A 21,739-nucleotide genomic window follows, 5' to 3' on the forward strand; every position below is an offset into this window, starting at 1 on the left:
CCATCGATCGTAACCATCTCAAGGGGATCTTCGTCTGTGACAAAACTGGTAGAATACTTCTTTTCGATCGGTTCGCCCTGGTCGTATATCGGCCTCGACGCCTTTGCCGAACTCGCGGCGAACAATGATGTTGTCATCAAGCCTTACCTGACGACGGTCGTCGAAGAGAACGGCGGTATCTTCTCGCGCAACCGTCCGGAAATTCGCCGCGCCTACTGGACCCGGGATCTCAAACGCTGGGCGCGCGTGCGGGGCAAGGAACTCCTGCTCGACAATCGCCCTGCGCTCAGCGATCCGACGCCGGCGTCGCTCTTCTCGATTGCGGCCTATCTCGACAATCAGGACTGGATCGGCGTCACTCGCGTCCTTCAGCACGCCTTCTGGAGTGAAGGAGAGGACATCGGGAAGCCCGAGGTACGTAGTGCGATCGTCAACGCCGCGGGTTTCGATGGCGCGGCGCTTCTGAGGCGGCAGGCCGACGAAGACGTTCAAAGCAAATGGTCCGCGGACCGCGTCCATGCGCGTGAAAGCGGCGTTTTCGGATTTCCCACTTATGTCTACGACGGCGAGGTTTATTGGGGGCAGGATAATCTGCCTTTCCTCGAGCGCCATCTTCGCGGCGACAGACCGTAGCGCCGGATCAACGACCCCGTCTCGAAATGCAGGGCCGATCGACAACCAAGACGCCTCCAGGACGCTCGGGCCGAAGACAATTCGCGCGGGCGCGATAGCCGCCTAGACGGGGGCGAACGCGGGATCGGCGCAATGTGCGATGTGCCGCCGTTCGTGTCTGCGCCCACAGGCTAGCAACAGTTAGAAAAAAAAGTGCCTTGCCTTCGAGAGGGTATTCTATAACTTTAGTAGGGAATAAAGCTGCCGAGAGAATGATGGCGGGCCGATCGCGATGCGCCTGGCCAACCCAGAAAAGGAGCTGATGCATGACGCTTAACTCCCCTCTTTCTTCCGACCGATCTCGGGCACAGGTGCGAGACGAACTTCCAAAGATCGCAATCGTCGGCCGCGGCTTTACAGGGATTGTGACGGCGATTGCGCTATTGAAAGGGATAACACGGCCCTTTCATTTGGTGATGTTTGATCCGCGGCCGAAGATCGATGTCAGCGAAGGCCTCAGGCATTCGGCAACGACCTTGCTCAACAGCCGCGTTCGGGATCTTTCGGTCGATCCTGCCGTTAAGGAGGATTTCAGACTATGGCTCGAGGGGGAAGATTTCTGGCGCCAGGATCCGGCCGCCGTCGACCTCGACGACGCCTTCGTCCCAGGGGAAGTGTTCAGTGACTACGTGTATCAGCGGTTTTCAGCGGCGCTCAGCGGCCGGACCGACGTGGTCGTGCAAATGTGCCCTCGGGGCGTGACGGCCGTGGATAAGCATCCGTCCGGCGGCATTTCTGTCTTTTTCGGCTCGGAGGAGAACCTGCGGTTCGACGCTGTGTTTCTCGCGACCGGTTTTGGTCTCGGTGAGCGGACCGATGTTACGTCGGCGCCCAGACCCGTTCAGAATGCGATCGTGGCGGGCGGCGGTGTTCGCGCCGTTAACCGCGCTCTCAAGTTGCTGACGGATGGCGAGGCCACTCATGTGACCCTGATCTCCTCATCCCGATTTCTGCCGCAACCGCATACGCGTGCCGCTGCCGGCTCGCGCACGCCCGACGGTCCCTTGCCGGCGACCCTTCTTGGCGCGTTTCGATCGCTTCGTGCCGCGGCCAATCTAGCCGAAGTCGAAGGGACTGGTTGGCAGGGCATCATGAACGGCTTTCGTCTGCGTGCGCATGATTTGTGGCAAGGCCTGAGCCCCGAGGAGCGCAGCCGCTTCAAACGTCATCTCAGGCCGATCTATGAGAGCCACCACCGCAATCGTCTGCCCCCCGAACACCATCAGCGGCTGCACGCAGCGATAAGCGAAGGTGCCATTACCGTGCGAAAGGCCAAGGTGGAACGCATCGCAACGAATGGTGTGCTGATTTCAACGCTCACCGGCTTTGAGGTCCTGCCAGCAGACCTCACGATCGACTGCCGGTTCCGTTCGACTGACATCGACTCCCCGGTCTTGCGCTCAACTATTCTCGCGGGACTCGCAAGACGTGACGAGCTCGATGTCGGCATCGTTGTCGACCGGTCAGGCCGGGCGACCGGCGCTCAGGGCTTTCAAGGGTTGTTCGCCATGGGGCCGCTCGGCCTCGGCAGCTTGCCCGATATCGACATGGTGCCGGTGATCGTCAAGCAAACCTGTGCTGCCGCATCAAGTCTCGATGCATGGCTCGATGCTGTGCCTGAGGAGCGGGCAACGACCCAAAGAAGCAGTACCCGGTCGGCGACCGGATGAACGTTGGAGCACGTGCCGGCGAGCAGGCCATGGGCCTGCCAGCTTCCCGGTACTGACCAATGCTAGCGGTCGAGAACTACCTTAGACTGGCCTCGCCGCCACGTCAGGCGACGAGCGAGTTCTTTTTCTGCTTGAAGAATGTTCTGCGGTAGACGCCGGACAGCGGCGTGAGCTTGATGACGCGCTTCAGATGCGACAGCGCGCCTTTCTTGGTGCCGAAGAGATGGAGGCGGCTCACCATCCGGCCCGAGCGGATCATGTCCACGAGGTTCGTGCCGACCGGTTCCGCCGACTTTCGCTGCTGCGCCACCATTTCGGCACCACGAATTTTCTCGTTGATGTAGTTGGCGATATCGAAGTAACCGATCCGCGTATAGTGGCGGTCGTCGATCAATTTGTCGTAGGCAACCACGTCGTTGATCGAAACGAACCGCCAATTGGCATTCGCCTCGCAAAACGCGGCGCAGGCCTCGTTGTAGAGGGTCAAGAGTTCGTAATTTTCCCGCGATAGCGCCCCGTTGACGTCGCGCGTGTTGGCGCCGAGCAGGAACTTGTGCTTGGCTTCTCCCGCGGAGGCTTCCAGGAAATCCAGCGATCGCTTCAGCAGATCCGCCCGCTGCCGCGCGCTGGCTTCGTACAACTTGGTGCCCTTGAGAAAATCGGCCCAGGGATTGGCGTCCATATAGCTGCCGAGCCCTTCCGGGTGCACGCGCACCACGACGCCGTCGTCGGTCAACAGGTGTGCCCCTTTCATCGCCGCCGACAATGAGACGATCAATATATCGCTGGCGGCGAGCCGTTCATGGAAGGATTCGAAGTCCGCCTTATCCCAGCTCGGGATCTTCTCCAGCGCCTCCGAGGCCTTGACCTTTGCGCCGTCGCCAAGGATGAAGCCGAAATCGTCGTAGCGGGTCATGATGCCGTTCTTGACGCCATTGACATACTCGACGCGGTTCGGGCTGCAGTAGCTGGCGACGGCTGTGAGATCGCAACTGCCGATCAGCAGCAGCCGAGGCGCGTCAGCCGCCGTCGCATCCTCCTCGCTGGCCTGAATTTCCTTCACCCAGTCGATCTTGTCGAAAGTCTTGATCGGGTTCGAGACCGGTCCGACGACCTCGATGCTGGGCTCGCCCAATCGCTCGTAGACATATTGCTCCAGCCCGGCATTCATCATCCGACACGACCAGACGTAGTGCAGTAGCTTGTTAACGCGCTCGGTCTTGCGCTGCATATAGAAGCCGACGAGGCCGTGATTGCCGTAGCGGTCGCTCGCGAAGATGGCCGCCGAAAAGACGTCATGGCGTTGCAGATTCCGCTTGAACTTCGCGACAGCTTCGCTGGTCTCGACCCGAACCTTGGTGAAATTCAACTGATTCGACCGGTTTATGAGTTCGATGATCCGGTCGGCATGTTGATCGACGTCGAACTCTAACCTGACCTTGATGTCGCATTGACGAAGGAAGTCCTCGTTGCTCAGCGCTGTTTGGCTTTGGTCGGAAACCTTCTTCTCTAGTTGCTGGTATTGTTTCAGGCGGGAATGGGCGCGGTCATCCTTGCCGGCAGTCTGCTTCAACTCCAAGAGCACCGGCAGAACGTCCCAGGGATAGGCGACCATCATCGTCGGGAAGCGAAAGCGAATCTCCTCGATATTGATGGAATTGTCGTCGATGAACAGCACGTTCTCCGGCCGCAGATTGGCTTGCTCGACGATGCTGGCGATCGACCCACCCTTGGGGTTCCACGAAATATGCGGGAAGATGAAATAGTCCCAGAGCCCGGCGCCGGCGAGCACCTGCTTGACGGGCTCGAACTCGTTCTTCGAGGCGATCGACGACATAATGCCGCGATCGGCCAAGGTTTTCACGATTTCGATGTTTCGGTCGACGAGCGTGACGCTGCCTTCGGATAAGGTTCCGTTCCAGAACGTGTCGTCCATATCCCATACGACTAGCTTGATTGGCGCAGTCGGGGCAAAATTAGCAAGCATATTTAAGTCTCGGCAACAATCTGGAATTCCCCACTGACTTATGCGTGGGGCTCGTCTCAAACAAGGTTACATGCCACAGCTACCTGACAGATGCCTGAAGCCCGATCAAGAAGCCCTGCTATGTCAAAGGCAGCTTCAGGTGTCTTTACGCCGTTCCTACCGCTACGCATAATCTAGGATGAGGCCAGTCTCGCTGCGCCACCGCCGACAGAATCTCAGGGAAACTGAAAATGATTGAACTAAGCTTGGCGGGTAAAACCGCATTTATCACCGGATCCGGGCAGGGCATAGGCGCGACCATCGCCAAAATCTTCGCAGCCGCGGGTGCCAGCGTCGTCATCGCCGAGCGAAACGAAAGTCACGGAAGTGCCGTTCGTGACGAGATCCTGGCCACGGGAGGCAACGCGGCCCTTCGGGTTGTGGATGTCGGCCACGCCGATCAAATCAGCGACGCCATCGCTGCGACCGTCGCGCGCTCCGGGCGGCTCGATATCATCGTCCACAATGCGGCGTCTTTCGTCGGCGGGCTGGTCGAGGATCTCGACGAGAAGCAACTGGAGGAATCCCTGAGCGTCAACCTGAAGGCCGCTTTCCGCCTCTCGAAGGCCGCCATTCCGCATATGCGCCAACAGGGCGGCGGGCGGCTGCTTTTCACCTCTTCGGTTACGGGGCCGAGGGTTGCGATGCCGGGCACGTCCTACTACGCGGCGGGCAAGAGCGGGCTCAACGGCTTTATTCGCACCGCCGCCATCGAACTGGCGCGCGACGACATCACGGTGAACGGCGTTGAGCCCGGGTTTATCAGGACCCCGGCCATGGACCTTCTTGCCGATGAAGCGGGGCAGAAGATGATGGCGAAGTATGTGCCGATGGGACGGCTCGGGGCACCGCAAGACATTGCCCACGCCATGCTCTTTTTGGCCAGCGATCTCGCGGGCTACATCACCGGTCAGACGATTGTTGTCGATGGTGGCAGCACGCTCCCGGAAAGCCCGATCTTTGCTGAAGAGGACGCGGTCGCGGCAAAGGCCTAGATAGGGCGCGAGCGCTGGCAACAGTTCTCTTTGCCAGTGCTGCGCCCAACAAAAAATGCCTCGCAGAGCGAGGCTAAAGAATGAGCCGCTCCGGGGAAATCAGGGAGCGGCTTTCGTTGCGTAACGGCGTTGCTGCGCGGCTAAAAGGTCAACCTCGGTCATTTCGGTACGGTTGGATCGAAATATTCTCGCTTGTTCTTCGCTGGCGTCGCAATCCCGGCGCACCCGTATTCACCGTGGATTGGATCACCGGGATTTTCGGCTCCGCGGTTCAGCGATGCCGACAGAACCGTTCGATCGCATCGATCATGAGGGTCGTAGAGACAGCACCGGGATCTAGGTGCCCCAAAGCCCGGTATCCCAGACGCGAAGCGCGGCCCTTGGCGGCGATCATGTTGCTCGTTGCTTCGCACCCTAGACGGGCCGCCGCGGCGGCGGCGGCCATGGTTGAAGCGAGGGAGGCACCGTTTCGTCTGGCCGCTTCAGCCGCGTCGGCGGCGGGCTTCCATGCGTCCAGCATCGTCTTTTCGCCGAGCTCGGCCTTGCCGCGAGCCTCTATTCCCTGGGCCATCGCCTTGAAGATATCGACAAAGTCGTCGTCGCTCAGTTCTCGCCTGCCTTTGGCCACTGCGCCGGCGCGCATGAAGGCGGTCGCGTAGAGCGGGCCGGACGAGGCGCCGACGGCGTTTAGAAACGCCTTTGCCGCAGTGTTGAACACCGTCGTTGGTTCCGCGAGCGATGCATCCAGGGCTGCAACCGAGGCGGCGGCTGCCTGGCATCCGGTATCCATGGCGATGCCATGGTCTCCATCTCCGATCGCGCCGTCCAGCTCGCAAAGATAATCGCGGTTCTTCGTCATTTCCTCGGCAATGATTGCAAACAGACGCTGCAGGTCATTGGTGGTTATGGCCATTGGTGGTTACCTATGAAACATCGCGCAATCGCAGGGGTGATCGACCAGTTGCTGTAGCTCCTCGTCTAGGTGCATGATGCTCACCGACGCGCCGGCCATTTCCAGCGACGTGCAGTAGTTACCGACGAGCGAGGTGTGGATGACAAGCCCGGCGTCGTCCAGCCGCGATTTCACGCGGCGCATCATGATGTAGAGTTCCATCAAGGGCGTTGAACCGAGCGAGTTGACGAGCACCGCTACGCGATCGCCGCGACCAGCGTTCATTTCGAGGAGGATTCTGTCCATCAGGTCGTCGGTGACCTCATCGGCTGTCTTAAGCGGACCACGGGCGACGCCGGGTTCGCCGTGGATTCCCATCCCGATCTCCATTTCGCCATCGCCGATCTCGAAATTCGGCCGCAACGTCTGGGGCAGCGAGCAAGGCGATAGCGCGACACCCATGGTGTAGGTTCGCGCATTGGCACGACGCGCGACGCGTTCGACATCGTTGAAGGAATACATGAGATCGCAGGCAGCACCTGCCGCCTTGAAGATGAAGACGTTGCCGGCGACGCCCCGACGTTTGCCGATCTGGTCGGCTGGCGCCGAGGCGACATCGTCCGTCGTCAGGACGGTGCGGACCTCGATGTCGTCCATGGCGAGGATCTCGGCCGCCATGTCGAAGTTCATCACGTCGCCGGCATAGTTGCCGTACATGAACAGCACGCCGGTTCCACCATCCACCGCCTTGGCGCAAGCGACGATCGGATCGGGCGGCGGCGAGGCGAAGACGTTGCCGATCGCCGCTGCATCGGCCAAGCCTTTGCCGACGTAGCCCAGGAAGGTTGGTTCGTGACCGGAGCCGCCGCCGATAACAAGGCCCACCTTGCCCTCGCGGGGGCCGTTGCGCGCGACGATCGCGCGGGGCATGCCGTCTACGGCGTAGAGATGGTCCGGATGGGCCGCGAGCACTCCCTGAAGCATTTCATCTACGGCATCAGCACCGGCATTAATCAGTTTCTTGGTTTTCACGCCAATCCTCCCGTCGTCCTGTACCGATGAATTAGATGCAGACCGCAGCCTTGATATCAATCCGCCAGAGAAAGGACTTTCGTGGCGAATGGCTCGAGCGTGATGGCCTTGTCGGATACCAGCGAGAACGCGCCGAGGTCGACGGCCTTCTCCTCTGGGCCAAGGTTCACCATGCAGAGCTTGGCTCCCGAGTTGGGTTCGGCAAGGAATGCCAGCACGCCGGAGGGAGACGAGGAGCGACACGCTCTCCACGGCGCGCCGGCTAGCGCCGCCAGCGTCCTTACGCTGTTGAAGAGCGGCCGCGTGCTGCCCACCACGCTGGGCTCTCGGCCGCCTGCGACAAGTCCGAACGGCCCTGTCAATGCGGACAACGTCAGGCATTCGAGATCGGCATCCAGCACTTGGATCGCGTAACCGAGCACAAAGGCCTCGGCGAAGCGGCCATTGTGGCGCGGATCACGATTGGCCATGGGAACGCGGCCGCCGGACGGGTTCTCCATCGTGCGGCTGCCGTAGGGGTTTTGCCGCATGGCAATGGTCGACGGCCCGATGCGGTAAGGCTTGTTGCCGTATCTTGCGCGAACCGATCGGGTGATGAAGGGTAGGGCTTCCAGGGTCTGCATGACGCTCAGATCGTCCGCTGCATGGACGATCGGGTTGGTGCAGTGGCTGACGAAGGCCAGTCGCTCGGCGGGGACGGGCTTGCGGTTGAGTTCGGTGAAGTAGCTCAGCATGCCGCCACCGATCCGAACACTTGGGAATGCCGCATGGGCAGCGGCATAAACCTCTTCGAGCGGGGGGCAGTCCGGCCATTTGCTGCCGGGCGGCGTGGATTGCCGATCCACCGACGGCGAAACCATGATCGCATCCGGCCGAAATCCCGCGATCTGCATTTGTCGTGCGATCTCGGCGGTTTCGCTCGCCGGGGCGTGCTTGCAGGGCAGCGCGATCTCCAACGTCGTTCGCCCGGTATGGACGGCAGCAACGGCTGCAAAATGCGTAAGCGCTTCGATCACATCATGGTCGCGACTGGGATCAAGGTGAAAAAGCAGTTCCTGAGGAGCGATATCGGCAAGCAGCTCCTGAGCCGCGAGCGTCGCCTCCGCCTCCTCGGGCGTGACGATCAAGCCGATTGCCGGCATGACGCCGCTGCGGGTGCCGGGCTCGAGTTTTACGGCTCCGGCCGAGGTGCGCACAGGCGATGAGCCGAGTGCGCGGCTGTCGCCTATGATCAACGTGGTCTTCTGCCGGACGGGCTCGTTAGCGGCGATCCGATAAGGCCAGGGCAAGGCGAGGGGGCGCACGTAAGTCTTGTATGACGCGTCCGACCAATTGCGCTGGTCTTCCATCTCGAAGGTGTCACCTTCCATGCGGCATTCCGCCGAAACGCCCGGCTGTACCGTGTGAGTGATGGCTCGCATGTCCTTGAAGGGCTGCCAGGGCTCGATGAGGTCGGGGAACGTCGTTTCCTCGATGCTGCCGTCAACGTGCTCGACGACAACAGAGGTTCCGGCCATACCGACGATCGGGTGCAGGATGCAGAAGCCGCAGCGATTGGTCTCGAAGCCCCTTTCGGCAACGGCTTCCGCTGCGAACTCGAGCCGCTCGCCAGTGCCGCCGATGCGAACGTCGATCAGAAGCCTCTCACTCTGCGGTCCATCGCAGCGGGCCTGGTAGGAGACCTCGAAACAATTATCCCGCTGATCGATCTTCAGGCCGGTGATCGCGGGGCTGTAGGTTCCCCAGTCGCGATCGCGGACAAGATAGGAAATCGCCCTCAGCACTTCGGTGCCGTCGTAACGGATGGTGCGGAGGTTGCCGTTCGCAAGGTCCGCCTCCAGCTTTCCCGCTTTGAGCCGAACGGGGCGCGTTTCGACGTCGTCGGTGCCATAGAGGAGGAAGGGGACAGCCGTCATCGCAACGCCGCTTCGATGTCTACCGTCCGTCCCGTGGCGGCACTCTCGTAGGCTGCCTCGACGAGCGCGAAGGTCTTCAGATTGTCTTCGCCGGAGGTCGAATGCTTGGCGCCCCGCTTCAGTTGGTCCACCCAATGCTGCTGGATTGCGTGGACGCTCTCTTGAACGTTATGCCAGGGCCGCGATGCCCAGGAGAGAAGCTTCGGTGAAACGTCCGCGCTCGTGGATCCCAGCGAATTGGTCACCTCAAGGCGGTAGCCTTGGAAGAGACGAAGAGACCCGTCTGATCCATCCAGTTCGACCAGCGTTTCCGGGAAAGGTTCCGTCGGCAGCTTCGTCGCGTAGCTGACGTCCACGACCGAGGTTACACCGCTTTCATGGTCGAGGAGAATGGTGGCGACATCTTCGCCTTTGATCCGGGGATTGACGCGCTTGGTGCGGGCCGTCACCGCGGACACGTCGCCAAGGATGTAGCGTGCGATGTCGAGCGTGTGGATGCCGAGATCTTCGATGATGAAGCGTTCGCCCTCGGCCAGATACGGCTGGCCGGAAAAGACATCGTAGCCCGACCGGAAGGAAAAGCGGCCCCAGAACGGCGTGCCGATTGCCCCGTCATCCAAAGCCTTTCGCACCGCTTGGATCGGCGCCTGCCAGCGGAAGTTCTCATGTACCATCAGCGGCACGCCTGCATCCCGGCAAGCCTCAACCATTGCTTTCGCGTCGGCCAGGGTCTTCGCGAATGGTTTTTGGCAGATAGCCGGCACCTTGTGCTTGGCCGCAATTTCCACGAGCTCGCGGTGGCTCTGGACGGTGGTGGCGATATCGACGAAGTCGATGCCGCCGTCGGCAAAAAGCTCGGCAGCGTCAGAATAGCGGCGCGCGATGGCGAACTGTTCGCCGACGACCTTCAAGCGCTCTGGGTCGCGGTCGCAGATCGCCACTATGCGGGCGCCTTCGACGTCGTTCCATGCGTGCATTTGGTTAATCGCGAAGAAGCCGCAACCGATCAACGCACCCTTCAATTCCGTCATCTCAACCCGCCTTTGCCATCTGCATGAGGGTAACGCGCTGCTGCAGGCGGCGTTGCGCCTGGTCGACGACGACAGCGATGATGATCACCAGGCCCTTAATGACCATCTGCCAGAAAGACGAGACGCCCATCATCACCAGTCCATCCGAAAGTATGCCGATGACGAAGGCGCCGATGATCGTCCCGCCGATCGTGCCGCGTCCGCCCGACATCGAGGTGCCGCCGAGAACGGCCGCGGCAATGGCGTTCAACTCGAAGCTCTCGCCCGTTGCCGGGTGCGCTGCCATGAGCTCGGAGGAGATGACGACGCCGACGATCGCCGCGCAAAGGCCGGAGAACATGTAGACGAAAATCTTCACGACATCGACCCGGATGCCGGACATGCGCGCGGCGCGTTCATTGCCGCCGACCGCGAAGATATGCCGGCCGATCGGCGTGGATCGCGCGACGTAGGCGGCCAGCAGCGCGAGGAAGATCAGGATCCAGATAGAGACCGGCAGTCCGAAGATGCGTCCCGCACCGAAGAAGTCGAACCCGGTCGTTGCATATTCCGGCCGGCCGACGAGGTTCGGAAAGGTTTGACCGTCCGAGGAAAGAAGCGCCAGGCCGCGCGCGATGTAGAGCGTCCCGAGCGTTGCGATGAAAGGCGCAACGTTGAGTTTGGTGATCAGCAGGCCGTTGATGAGGCCGATCAGGAGCCCGACCGCCAGCGTGATCAGTACGATTTCGAAGAGGTTGAAGTAGATCGTGTAGCCGATCGGCAATTCCACGCCGTAGAGGATCAGGCCGCCGGCCACCATGCCGCACAGCCCGACGATCGATCCGACGGAGAGGTCGATGCCGCCGGTGATGATGACAAAGGTCATGCCCATCGCCAGGAAGGCGTTCAACGCCACATGCTTCGACATCAGGATCATGTTCGCCGTCGAGGTGAAGTTCGGGGCGAAGATCGCGAAGAAGATGATGACGGCGAAGAGCGCGATGAAGGTTCTGAGCTTCATCAGTGTCAGAAGCGCAGATCCGTTCGCACTTTTCGGCGCGTTGGTTGAAGAAGCAGCCGCCGTCATGACGCAAGTTTCCCTTGATGTCCGTGTCCCTTGGCCGAAGCCGCGATGATGGCGTCTTCCGTCGCATCGTCGCGATCGAAGACGGCCACGAGCTGGCCGTTACTCAAAACCGCGATACGATCGGAGAGCGCCATGACCTCTTCGAGGTCGGAAGTCGAAAATAGAATGGCAAGCCCGCTTGCCGCTAGCCGGCGCATGGTGCGGAACACATCCGCCTTGGCGCCGACATCGATACCGCGGCTCGGTTCGTCCATCAGAAGAACCTTCGGATTGGTCATGAGCGCCTTGCCGATAACGACTTTCTGCTGGTTGCCGCCGGACATGGAGGTGACCTCGAAGTCCGGGTTCGGGGCCTTGATCGACAGATCCTGGATCGCATCGCGAATGGCGTTCTTTTCCGCAGTGCTGTCGATATGAAAGAGGCGGGTGAAACGGCCGAGGCTCGCCAGCGTCAGGTTCGACGCGATCGAGAGCACCTGAACCAGTCCCTCCCGCTGACGGTCTTCCGGTATCAATGCAAGGCCGCGTCGGATGCGCCTTGTCGTGTCGCGGGCGCGCACCTCCTCGCCGTCGATAAAGATCTTGCCGGTCGAGTGCCCGTGGCGCCCGATGACGCATTCGAAGAACTCGCTGCGCCCGGCTCCCATCAGACCATATATGCCGAGAATTTCACCCGCCTTGACCGCCAGCGAGACGTCGTCCACGGCAAGTCCGCCTGTTGGTCGAGGCAGGCTGATATTTTCGGCGCGAAATACCTCACGGCCGACGGTATGGCCCACCGACTTTGCGAAATCCTTGGCGTCGGAGCCGATCATCGAACGCACGATCCAGCGCATGTCGATGTCGCGCACCATCGCGTGACCGGTAATCTGGCCGTCACGCAGCACGGTGATGTAGTCGCCAATGCGCATGAGTTCTTCAAGGCGGTGCGAGATATAGACGATCGCAACGCCCTGCGCCTTCAGTTCGGCGATGACCTTGAAGAGGATGTCGACCTCGGCAGCCGAAAGCGCCGAAGTCGGTTCGTCCATGATCAGGATGCGCGCATTCAACGACATCGCCTTGGCGATCTCGACGAGCTGCTGCTGGCCGATCGGCAGATCCTCGACCATCGTTTCGGCGTCAATGCCGGCGTCCAGTCGTTTCAGGAGTTCGTTGGCTTTCTCGACCTGCGCTTTGTGATCGATCCCGAGCAGACCGCGCTTGATTTCGCGGGTGGCGAAAATGTTCTCCGCCACGGACATGTTCGCGAAGAGATTGAGTTCCTGAAAGATCATGCCGATGCCGTGTGCCTGCGCATTGGCCGGACTGTCGAAGAAGACCGGTTCCCCGTCCAGGATGATGCGGCCGACGGTCGGCCGTTCGACGCCTGCGATGATCTTCATCAGGGTCGATTTTCCAGCGCCATTCTCGCCTACGAGGACGTTGACCGCGCCGCGGTGCAGCTCAAGATTGGCGCGCTTGACCGCGACGATACCAGAGTAAACCTTCGACACCTCCTCGAGGCGCAGGATGATGTCGTTCGCTTGTGGCGCGCTCATCGTCAGCCTCCCACCGTCAATTCGGAAGGGGTCACGAGCGGAAGCTGCCCGCCTGAGGGCAATGGAAAGGCGCCCGTCACGGTGACTGTCTTGCCGACCAGGCCGTCGCGCGGGATCGCCGACAGGAAGGCGGCATCGGCCTTCTCGTTGAAAGCCTTGCCGAACTGGGCCCACTCGATCTGGTTTTTGAACTCATTGAAATTGACGAAATCGAGCGTATCGCGCAACGCCGTTCCGCGCAGGGCAGGGCCGATCTGCACCTTGGCGTCGGCTTTGCCATCGCCGTCGGCGTCGATATCCAGCGTTGCCGCGCGCGAGGCCGTGTCCGCCGCTACCACCTTGCCGGTGAACTTCACGGCATAGGTCCAGGGTGCGCTGCTTTGCTTGCCTGGATTGCCGTATTTTTCTCCCGCCTGGTCGGGGCTCGACGCGGCAAGTTGCGCGACATCCTTGAGCCCGCCTGCGCGCTTCTGGAAATAGGGTACCACCTGCGGCTGCCAGATCGCCTCGACCTTTGCATTCGGGTCGAAGGCGCTCTTGGTCGCTGCCGCCGCTTTTTCCTCCGCTGTCGGAGTCTTGATGATTTTGCAACCGGGCAAAGCCGCCGCCACCAAAGCGGCAAGCAGGGCGCCCTTCATCCTCGACATGCACCAAACCTCGACATCATACGAAACGAACTGCGGAGGGCGCCGTCGGGCGCCCTCCGCAAGCGAAGTCTGCCATCAGTTCTTCAGCGCGAAGGTCTCGAGCTTGCCAGCGTTGTCGGCGTTGATGAGAACGCAGTCCATCAACTGCTTCTCTTCCTTCGGAGTCGTCTTGTTCTTGATGTAGGCGTCGGCCTGCTCGACGGCCAACTGTGCCTGCGCGTAGGCGGGCTGCAGAACGGTCGCCTTGATGCCGCTAGCCTTGATGGAATCGCGCACGTCGTTGGAGCCGTCGAAGCCGACCACGATCACGTCCTTGCGGCCGGCGGCCTGAAGCGCTGCGATTGCGCCCATCGCCATCGTGTCGTTGCCGGAGATGACGCCCTTGATGTCCGGATTTGCCTGGAGGATCGTCTCCATCTTGGAATAGGCTTCCGTCTGGCTCCAGTTCGCCGACTGCTTGGCGACCGACTTCAGGTCCGGATAGTCGTCGATGACGTCATGGTAGCCTTGCGAGCGGATGCCGGCATTGGTGTCGGATTCCTTGCCCACGAGTTCCACGTAGTTACCTTTTTCGCCCATCAGCTTGACGAACTCCTGGGCGCCAAGCTGTGCACCCTGGTAGTTGTTTGAAACGATCTGAGCGACGGCGACGCCGGTTGCGTTGATTTCGCGGTCGATCAGAAATGCCGGGATGCCGGCATCCTTGGCCTTCTTGACGGCTGCGACCGATGCGTCGGCGCCGGCATTGTCGAGGATAATGGCTTTTGCGCCGCGACCGATCGCCGTGTCGACCATCTGCGACTGCTTGTTGGCGTCGTCGTCATGGGTCATGACGAGAGCTTCGTAACCGAGTTCCTTCGCCTTGGCTTCGGCGCCAACGGCTTCAGCCTTGAAGAAGGGGTTGTCGTGGGCCGGAGTGATGATGGCAATCAGGTCGGCGGAATAGGCCGGGATGGCCGTTCCGAGCGCCAGTGCGCCGGCAAAAGCCGCAAGCGTCAATCTACGTGTCAGTTTCATTTATTCCTCCCGAGTGTGAATGAAGCCCCGTCTCCCTTGGGGCGATTGAGGGGAGTGCCATGCCTCCCCGGCAGGATCAGGTGATGCGCCGGATGCTCTCGGCGATCTCCTGGGGTTCGAATACCTTCTTCCAGTCGTCGCGCATCAGCGCGGGAATGCCGAATTCGATTGCCTTGTTGCAGGCATCCGAGAACACACCGTCGACTTCCTTGAAGATCACCGCGCCGAGCACGTTCATATGACCGAGCAGGAAGTCACGGGCAGCTTCGGCCGGCACGCCACGGGCAACGCATTCGTCCATGGCCTGGCGCATGACGACGAGAAGCGAGGCGCAAACGGTTTCCGACAGGCCCGGCTCCAGCATTGCCATCTGATCGACGGTGACGCGGTGCGACCGCATGACGGGAGCCCAGATCACCTTGGCGATCTCCTCGCCCAGCGCGTAGGCGCTCTCGGGGCCTTGCATCAGCGCGGACACGATGTGCTGTTTGGCGAACAGGCCACCGAAGTGGTCTTTCTTCGCCTGCATGTCGGTCTCGTCGTTGAAGATCGGCGGATGGCAGGGATGGGTCACGAAATAGGTGAGATCGTCCCGCTTCGGCAGGTGGTCTGCAAACGGTGCGGCGGCATCGAGCGCGATGACCATGGTGCCCGGCTTGAGCTTGTCGACGATGCTGGCGGCAACCTTGCCGATGGCGGTATCAGGTACCGCGAGGATCACCACGTCGGCGCTATCGAGCGCGGCATCCGCCGGCACGCAGTCGAAACCGAGATCGTTCTTCAGGCGCGCCTTGCCGGCGTCGCTGACTTCGACATGGTGGACGTCGAAGCGCGAGCCTTTCAGATTCTTGGCAAGCCGGTAACCCATTTTTCCGCCGGCGCCGAAGAGTGCAATTGTCGTCATGTTCCTCACCTTTTCAATTCCAGAATAGGAGCACAAACTGGTATGATGAGTCAATCACCATATCACTTTGCAGACTGTTATGAGGCGTGTTTTGCCGCGTCCAGGCGATCGATCGCCTGGACGTTGCCGGCCGACGGGCCCTGCGGGTCAAAATCGGATGCAAGCCACACGTCCACGATCGATTTCGCCAGCTCCGGTCCGATGACACGCGAACCCATTGTGATGATCTGGGCGTTGTTCGACTTGGCGGCGCGCTCGGCCGAATAGGTGTCGTGGGTGTGGGCGGCGCGAATGCCGGGCACCTTGTTGGCGGAAATGCAGACGCCGATGCCGGTCCCGCAGATGAGAATGCCGCGCTCGTGCTCGCCGTCGATGATCGTCTGGGCCAGAGTTTGCGCCAGATCGGCATAGAAGCCCGATTGACTGAGGTCATGGACTTCGAGATCTGCCTTTCCGGCAAGGTGGGCGGCAATGACATCAAGCAGCGGCTTGCCGGCGCTATCTGCTCCAATCGCGATTTTCATGGCATTTCCTCTCAAGCGCTCAGGGTGCGAAACTGTCACCGTTAGATCGCCGCGCAGACGCGGCCGAGAATGTCGAGATACCCGTCGGCCGCCCATGCGGAGCGGCCGATGAACAGCCCGTCGATATGTTCCTGGGAGATTAGTTCCTCACAGTTTTGCGGGTTGACGCTGCCGCCGTAGAGGACAGGCACGGCGCGTCCGAGCATGGCGCTTGCCACCTCCGCAATCCTGCCGTGGCGCTCTGAGGCGTAGTCGGCCCTTGCCGGAATGCCGTTGACGCCGATCGCCCAAACGGGCTCGTAGGCAAACAGGATGGTGGCTTCCAAGGCAATTCCGTCAAGCCGCGCCAGCGCACCCTCGACCTGCTGCCTCAGAACGGCGTCAGCCTGACCGGCCCGGCGCTGCTGGAGGGTTTCGCCGATGCAGATCAGGGGAACGAGGCCGTGACGAACGGCGGCGGCGACCTTGAGGCCGACCGTTTCATTCGTTTCGCCAAAATGTTCACGCCGCTCGGAATGCCCAAGTTCGACGATATCGAGATTGCAGTCCTTCAGCATTAGCGGTGAAACTTCGCCGGTCCAGGCTCCCGCATCGTCCCAATGCATATTCTGTGCGCCGACCTTGACCGAGCTTGCGGCAAGGGTCTGCTTGACCTCGCGAACGGCGGTGAAGGGCGGGATGACAAAGCGCTGGACGCGGGCGTCGCGTTCGTCGTCGACCGCTGCCAGACGCCGCGCGAAGGCGAGCGCCTCGTCGAGCGTCTTGTTCATCTTGAAACTGGTGCCGACCCAAAAGACCATCTCAGCCCCGCCTTCCGTCACGGATCTGGGAGAAATAGCCATCAGTCCCCACCTGCCCGCCCTTGAGAGCGATCTGCAGTCCATTGGTCGGCGGATAGCTGCCATGGGCGATGCAGAGCGGCGAGCCGGGGGTCTGGGGAAGCGGCAGCAGTGTGGTCAGCGCGTCGATGCGCAGTTCTTTGAGGGCGTGGCTCGATGTATCGCCGCCGGCGATCACCGCGCGCGAAAGGCCTTCGCTCTCCACAAGCCGGCGCAAGATCCGGCCGAGCGCCCGCCCGAGTTCGTGGCGTGCACCGGGGATCTGGTCGATGTACGCACCGCGGTTCGCCGAGGGGCCAAGTGCCGTATGCAGGATGACGCTCTTGCCTGTCCTCAGCTTTTCGACGCCCGCAGTCACTGCAAGCTCCAACGTGCGGTTACCATCTTCCGACACAAGCGCGACAGGATCGAGAGCGATCTCCTCGAAACCATCGGTAAGGGCGGTGCGGATCTGCCGTTCGGTGGTCGGCGAGACGCTACCGGAGACGACGGCGAGCCGCTCCACTGCTCCGACCTCGGGAAAGTGGACGCCCTCCGTCAGTACGCCCTCGGACTGCAAGGCCGCGAGCAGCGCGTATTCGATGCCCGAGGAGCCGACAACGAAGGGCCCGATCTTCAGGGTATGCCGCAGAAGCTGGCGGCCGGCGGCTTGCTGGGTTGCGTGCGAGTCCACATCGACGAGCAGAATGCCGCTCTCGCCTTCGATCAATTCATCGAGGCGCCGATCGACATCGGCCGCACCGAGCATCGCCAGATCGGCAACTGCAACGGGGATTTCCGTCTGCTTTCCGAGATGAAGCGCAAGATCCGCCTCGTCCATCGGCGTGACCGGATGCCGGCTCATGACCGGATGCCGGTCGATGCGGTAGACGCGGCCTTGATAGGCCGCAAATAGATGGCCGAAAGCGGTGTAGCGCTTTAGCTGCGGCGCCCCGACGATGACCGGCACCTGAGGCTGGCCGAACACCGTCTTTCCGATCTCGATCGCCTTTCCGATGCTGCCGATGGCAGGGCTGGAATCGAAGGTCGAGCAGACCTTGTAATGACAGATCGCAGCGCCGAGCGATTTCATCCATTCGAACGCCGGCGTCAGATGTTGCGCCATCCAGTCAGGGCTCTCGCTGCGGCTCGTTCCGGCGATGCCGATTGCGCGGCAGTGCTTGAAGCGTTCGCGCATTTCGCTCGAGGGAATGCCGAGGAAAAGCACGGTCGGGACTCCGTTCGACGCGAGCGCCTCCATCACGTCGGTGGAGCCCGTGAAATCATCGCCGTAATAGCTGACGAGAAGGTTTTCCATGCCGTCACGCCACCTTGCCGTCACTGAATTTGGCAATCGAGGCAGCAAGCTCCGGATGGGTCCTGGCATACTCATCGAGTGGTATATCGGCGACTGCGGCCTGCCATGCCTGCTGCACGGCGCGAACGCCGGCTGCCGGTCCTTGCGGATGGCTGACGATGCCGCCGCCGCAGAGATAGAGGAGGTCCGCCGTCCGTCCCGTCCGCTGGTAGGTTTCCGGCGCCTGGCCGCCCCATTGGCCGGACCCGGCTACGGGAAGCGGGCAATCGGACGGGTCGAAAAGCGGCGTCGTTAACGCCTTGAAGGATGAAACGAAGCTTTCGTCGGGCTCCCAGTATTTGACCCTGATGCCGTTGATCTGGAACTGGTCGACGCCGAGCAGCCGCCAGAACTGCTGGTAGACCTTGAAATCCATCCCAGCGCCGGGGTGGCGCGTCAGCACATCCCAGCCGTTGCGATGGGCATGCAGCACGAGGCTTGAGCGCTTCCTGAGAAAGCTCATGCCGCCGAAGCCGATGGAATTGATATTGATGACGGCGCAGTTGCCGCCGGCCTTGGCGACGATGTCGTGATTTCGCATCATCTCGTCAGGATCGGCATGGGAGATGCCGAAGGCGTACATTACCTTTTTGCCGGTCTTCTGCTCATGATCGAGGATGCGCGGCATGATCGCCGCGACACGCTCCTTGAGCGGCGAATAGGCGGGGCTCATCAGTTTCTCGTCGTCCTTGATGAAGTCCACCCCGGACGCGATCAGTTCGCCGACGAGTTCCGCCGTCTCGTGCGGGCGCAGGCCGAGTGCCGGCTTGACAATCGTGCCGATGATCGGGCGTCCCATGACGCCAGTGAGGCGTTTGGAGCCGGCAATTCCGAACTGCGGTCCCGGATAAGCGCGCCCGAATTCGTCCGGCAGCTTCATATCGACGACGCGGATACCGGTCATGCCCTTGATCGAATAGACGCCGCCGATCGCGATGGTCATGAGCGCAGCGAGATCGGTACCTATAGCGTCGAGGGGGAAGGCGATATCGACATCGGCGCGGGCAAGCCGCGTGCTGGGGCGCGCTTCCGGCCAAGTCGGCTGGCTTGCATCGTCGAGCGGTCGAATGGCAACGACGCGTGCCGCGACGCGCGACTTCAGTTCCTCCGTCTCTCCCGGAACCTGCACGAAGGTGCCCGTCGACTGGTCGCTGGCGATCTTATCGGCCATCGCCTCGACACTTCCTGGCGTCTCGATGCGGTATGTTACTGTGATCGTCATGGAACGGCGGATGCTCCTCACGCCATGTCAGTTTGCCATGGCGTCACCTTGTGATCTGGTATAATGAGTATTCCAATTTCTGCAAGATGAAATTTCAGGCACGCCGTCTTTCAACCGCGCTTTGCCGGCGAACGCGCGAAATGCTAGGGGAGAAGAGATTTGAGCCAGCGAGCCGCCATGACCCAACCAGCAGAGCAAATTGTCCGTCGGAAATTGTCTGACGAAGTCTTTGACCGCCTCGAACGAATGATCACGTCGGGGGAACTGAAGCCCGGGGATGAAATGCCTTCCGAGCGCGTGCTGATGGAGCGGTTCGGCGTCGGCCGGCCAGCGATCAGAGAAGCGATGCAATCGCTAGCTGGCATGGGCTTAGTCAACATTTCCCACGGTGAACGCGCCAAGGTCTTGAAACTGACCGCCCAGTCTATCTTTCGCCAAGTGGATCTTACGGCGAAGATCATGCTCTCCCAATCCGCCGATTCCCTGGAGCATCTGAAGAGCGCCCGGATCTTCTTCGAGCGCGGCATGGCGCGCGAGGCGGCACAGCGCGCCACAACGAGCGATATCGATGATCTGCGGGCAATCATCGAGCAACAGCGCCAATCCCTCGGACAGTCGGAAGAATTCATTGCGGCGGATATGGAGTTCCATACGCGGATTGCGCAAATATCCGGCAATCCTATCTTCGCTGCGGTGAGCGAAGCGATGCTCGCCTGGCTAAAAGCCTATCACACCGAAATGTTGATCTGGACCGGCAAGGAAAACTTCACGCTGGTCGAGCACGAGGAGATCGTCGACCGTTTGGCTGCCAACGATCCAGACGGCTCGGAAATGGCGATCCTCAAGCATCTCGAACGGTCGAGGGCGCTCTACACGAAATAGGCAATGCCTGGGTGAAAGCGACCTTCAATCAACAGACTAGCGCGTCAAGCTCACGCCGTACTTCAGGCCGCAGCAATTTCAGCCCGGGCCGATAGGATCGCAATTGAGGCCTGAGCTGCTTCCTTGCCCTTGGTCGGATTCACGAAGCTTTGGCTTCGAAAGTCGGGGCGAAATCACCAAGGGATTTCGCCTTGAGTATGGTGCCCTCGATATCTTGCGTCACGATCGCTTCGAGATCGGCGAAGCTGTCGATGACATAGTAGATCGGCTGGAGGATATCGATTCGATACGGCGTCCTGAGCACGCTCAGCAGATCGAACGGCCGAAATTCGCACGCCTTGCCTTCCATTGCCGCCTTCGCTTCGCTTGGCGATGAGACGATCCCTGCGCCGAAGCAGCGTCGGCCTTGCGGCGTATTGATAAGGCCGAATTCGACGGTGAACCAGAAGATGCGGAACAGATGCCATGAATAGCCCTTGCCGAGGCGGACGGCGGTTTCACCGAAGTGCCGTACGAAATTGGCATAGCTCTGGTTGGTCAGCAGCGGGCAGTGGCCGAAAACCTCGTGGAACAGATCCGGCTCCTCGATATAGTCGATATGCTCGCGACGGCGCAGAAAGGTCGCGAGCGGGAATTTGCCTTGCGACAGAAGTTCATAAAAGCGCGAGGGCGGAATGAGCGCCGGCACGCCTTCGACGCCGAAGCCGGTGGTCTCGTTCAGCCGTCTGTTCACATCGAGAAGCTGAGGCACCTTGTCCGGCCGGAGCCCCAGTATTTTGACGCCGTCCAGATATTCGCGGCAAGCGGTATCGGCGAGCAGCTTCATCTGACGCCGGTAGAGTTCGCCCCATATCGCATCTTCATCCGGGGTGTAGTCATATAAACCATCGGGGCCAGGCAGTTTGGCGGTGTAGCTGCTTTCCTTGGTCACAGGCTGATCCTCCCAGACACTGCTTTCGTGCTGCCATTATGATCCGAGTTTGAAGGTTTTTCTTTTCATTCATGCTGATTATCGGCATGGTGTTGGCAAATCCTCCCGAATATGGCGCAGAAAATGAAAGAATCTGGGAATCTTCGCCGCAAACTTCTTCAACTCATCCAGGCCGACGGCAGCCTTTCGCTGGCGGACCTGGCTGAAAAGGCCGGCATGTCGCAGAGTTCGGCCTGGCGCAAAATCCAGGAACTGGAAGCCGACGGCATCATCCGCAAGCGTGTGACATTGCTCGATCCTGGAAAACTCGATCTCAAGCTCTGCGTCATCGCGCATGTGACGCTGGAGGATCACCACGAAGAGGCGGTCGCGTCGTTCGCTTCGGTGGTGCTGGAGCGGCCGGAGATCATGGAGTGCTACGCCTTGTCCGGCGCCTTCGACTACATGCTGAAGATCCGGGCGAGGGACGTTGAACACTACGAAGCCTTCATGACCCGCTACCTCATGCGCAATCCGCATGTGCGCACTGTCGTTTCGAGCTTTGTGCTGCGCGAGCTTAAATTCTCGACCGAGTTGCCGCTCTGACGCTTATCGCC

General features: G+C 60.8%; 20 protein-coding genes. 5 read left to right on the forward strand and 15 right to left on the reverse strand.

Going from position 1 to position 21,739, the window contains the following annotated elements; all coding sequences use genetic code 11:
• Positions 1–36: 36 nt before the first annotated feature.
• Together AB4048_RS16125 and AB4048_RS16130 are read left to right on the forward strand one after the other, a co-directional pair.
• Positions 37–633 carry a 2-hydroxychromene-2-carboxylate isomerase gene (locus AB4048_RS16125; RefSeq protein ID WP_442202983.1) on the forward strand — a complete coding sequence of 199 codons (597 nt, stop codon included), beginning with the start codon at positions 37–39 and terminating at the stop codon, positions 631–633.
• Positions 634–938: 305 nt separating this feature from the next.
• Positions 939–2,342, forward strand: a complete 1,404-nt coding sequence (locus AB4048_RS16130; RefSeq protein WP_442202984.1) for an FAD/NAD(P)-binding protein — start codon at positions 939–941, stop codon at positions 2,340–2,342.
• Between the two features lie 103 nt (positions 2,343–2,445).
• On the opposite strand, the gene AB4048_RS16135 is transcribed toward AB4048_RS16130, so the two are convergent.
• On the reverse strand, positions 2,446–4,329 hold the full coding sequence (locus AB4048_RS16135; protein WP_442202985.1) for an HAD-IIIC family phosphatase: 1,884 nt from the start codon (positions 4,327–4,329) through the stop codon (positions 2,446–2,448).
• Positions 4,330–4,559: 230 nt separating this feature from the next.
• Between AB4048_RS16135 and AB4048_RS16140 the strand changes: the two genes are divergently transcribed.
• The gene (locus AB4048_RS16140) at positions 4,560–5,363 is read left to right on the forward strand and encodes an SDR family oxidoreductase (protein ID WP_442202986.1); all 804 of its coding nucleotides are present in this window, start codon (positions 4,560–4,562) and stop codon (positions 5,361–5,363) included.
• A 271-nt stretch (positions 5,364–5,634) separates the two neighbouring features.
• Here the strand turns inward: AB4048_RS16140 and dhaL are convergent, their stop codons facing one another.
• From dhaL to oiaX, 13 genes are all read right to left on the reverse strand, one after another.
• Complete coding sequence (dhaL, locus tag AB4048_RS16145) at positions 5,635–6,276, reverse strand: dihydroxyacetone kinase subunit DhaL (protein WP_442202987.1); 642 nt, start codon at positions 6,274–6,276, stop codon at positions 5,635–5,637.
• A gap of 6 nt (positions 6,277–6,282) precedes the next feature.
• Positions 6,283–7,287 (reverse strand): dihydroxyacetone kinase subunit DhaK, encoded by a 1,005-nt coding sequence (locus AB4048_RS16150; RefSeq protein ID WP_442202988.1) that lies wholly within the window; start codon positions 7,285–7,287, stop codon positions 6,283–6,285.
• Positions 7,288–7,343: 56 nt separating this feature from the next.
• Positions 7,344–9,203 carry a D-apionate lactonase gene (gene apnL / locus AB4048_RS16155; RefSeq protein ID WP_442202989.1) on the reverse strand — a complete coding sequence of 620 codons (1,860 nt, stop codon included), beginning with the start codon at positions 9,201–9,203 and terminating at the stop codon, positions 7,344–7,346.
• A complete protein-coding gene (locus AB4048_RS16160) occupies positions 9,200–10,234 on the reverse strand; it encodes a Gfo/Idh/MocA family protein (RefSeq protein ID WP_442202990.1) in 1,035 nt (344 codons plus the stop codon). The genes apnL and AB4048_RS16160 overlap by 4 nt, the downstream gene beginning before the upstream one ends.
• Position 10,235: 1 nt before the next feature.
• Positions 10,236–11,300 (reverse strand): ABC transporter permease, encoded by a 1,065-nt coding sequence (locus AB4048_RS16165; RefSeq protein ID WP_442202991.1) that lies wholly within the window; start codon positions 11,298–11,300, stop codon positions 10,236–10,238.
• On the reverse strand, positions 11,297–12,841 hold the full coding sequence (locus AB4048_RS16170) for a sugar ABC transporter ATP-binding protein (RefSeq protein ID WP_442202992.1): 1,545 nt from the start codon (positions 12,839–12,841) through the stop codon (positions 11,297–11,299). Before AB4048_RS16170 ends, AB4048_RS16165 begins: the two co-directional genes overlap by 4 nt.
• A 2-nt stretch (positions 12,842–12,843) precedes the next feature.
• Complete coding sequence (locus AB4048_RS16175) at positions 12,844–13,488, reverse strand: DUF2291 family protein (protein WP_442202993.1); 645 nt, start codon at positions 13,486–13,488, stop codon at positions 12,844–12,846.
• Between the two features lie 75 nt (positions 13,489–13,563).
• Positions 13,564–14,505, reverse strand: a complete 942-nt coding sequence (locus AB4048_RS16180; protein WP_442202994.1) for a D-ribose ABC transporter substrate-binding protein — start codon at positions 14,503–14,505, stop codon at positions 13,564–13,566.
• Between the two features lie 76 nt (positions 14,506–14,581).
• Entirely contained in the window at positions 14,582–15,409 is an 828-nt protein-coding gene (locus AB4048_RS16185) for a phosphogluconate dehydrogenase C-terminal domain-containing protein (protein ID WP_442202995.1), read from the reverse strand.
• 77 nt (positions 15,410–15,486) lie between these two features.
• Positions 15,487–15,933, reverse strand: a complete 447-nt coding sequence (gene derI / locus AB4048_RS16190) for a D-erythrulose-4-phosphate isomerase (protein WP_442202996.1) — start codon at positions 15,931–15,933, stop codon at positions 15,487–15,489.
• A gap of 41 nt (positions 15,934–15,974) precedes the next feature.
• A complete protein-coding gene (locus AB4048_RS16195; protein ID WP_442203045.1) occupies positions 15,975–16,733 on the reverse strand; it encodes a triose-phosphate isomerase in 759 nt (252 codons plus the stop codon).
• A 1-nt stretch (position 16,734) separates the two neighbouring features.
• Positions 16,735–18,069 carry a four-carbon acid sugar kinase family protein gene (locus tag AB4048_RS16200; protein WP_442202997.1) on the reverse strand — a complete coding sequence of 445 codons (1,335 nt, stop codon included), beginning with the start codon at positions 18,067–18,069 and terminating at the stop codon, positions 16,735–16,737.
• 4 nt (positions 18,070–18,073) lie between these two features.
• Entirely contained in the window at positions 18,074–19,330 is a 1,257-nt protein-coding gene (oiaX, locus tag AB4048_RS16205; protein WP_442202998.1) for a 3-oxo-isoapionate-4-phosphate decarboxylase OiaX, read from the reverse strand.
• Between the two features lie 177 nt (positions 19,331–19,507).
• Here oiaX and AB4048_RS16210 point away from each other — a divergent pair, with 177 nt between their 5' ends.
• Entirely contained in the window at positions 19,508–20,212 is a 705-nt protein-coding gene (locus AB4048_RS16210; protein WP_442202999.1) for a transcriptional regulator NanR, read from the forward strand.
• Between the two features lie 139 nt (positions 20,213–20,351).
• Here AB4048_RS16210 and AB4048_RS16215 read toward each other — a convergent pair whose 3' ends face one another.
• Positions 20,352–21,143 carry a phenylalanine 4-monooxygenase gene (locus AB4048_RS16215; protein ID WP_442203000.1) on the reverse strand — a complete coding sequence of 264 codons (792 nt, stop codon included), beginning with the start codon at positions 21,141–21,143 and terminating at the stop codon, positions 20,352–20,354.
• A gap of 123 nt (positions 21,144–21,266) precedes the next feature.
• Here AB4048_RS16215 and AB4048_RS16220 point away from each other — a divergent pair, with 123 nt between their 5' ends.
• Positions 21,267–21,728 (forward strand): Lrp/AsnC family transcriptional regulator, encoded by a 462-nt coding sequence (locus tag AB4048_RS16220; RefSeq protein WP_442203001.1) that lies wholly within the window; start codon positions 21,267–21,269, stop codon positions 21,726–21,728.
• The last annotated feature ends 11 nt before the right edge of the window (positions 21,729–21,739 follow it).

Source organism: Rhizobium sp. RAF56 (assembly GCF_052113965.1).
In the GTDB taxonomy this organism is placed as follows: domain Bacteria; phylum Pseudomonadota; class Alphaproteobacteria; order Rhizobiales; family Rhizobiaceae; genus Rhizobium.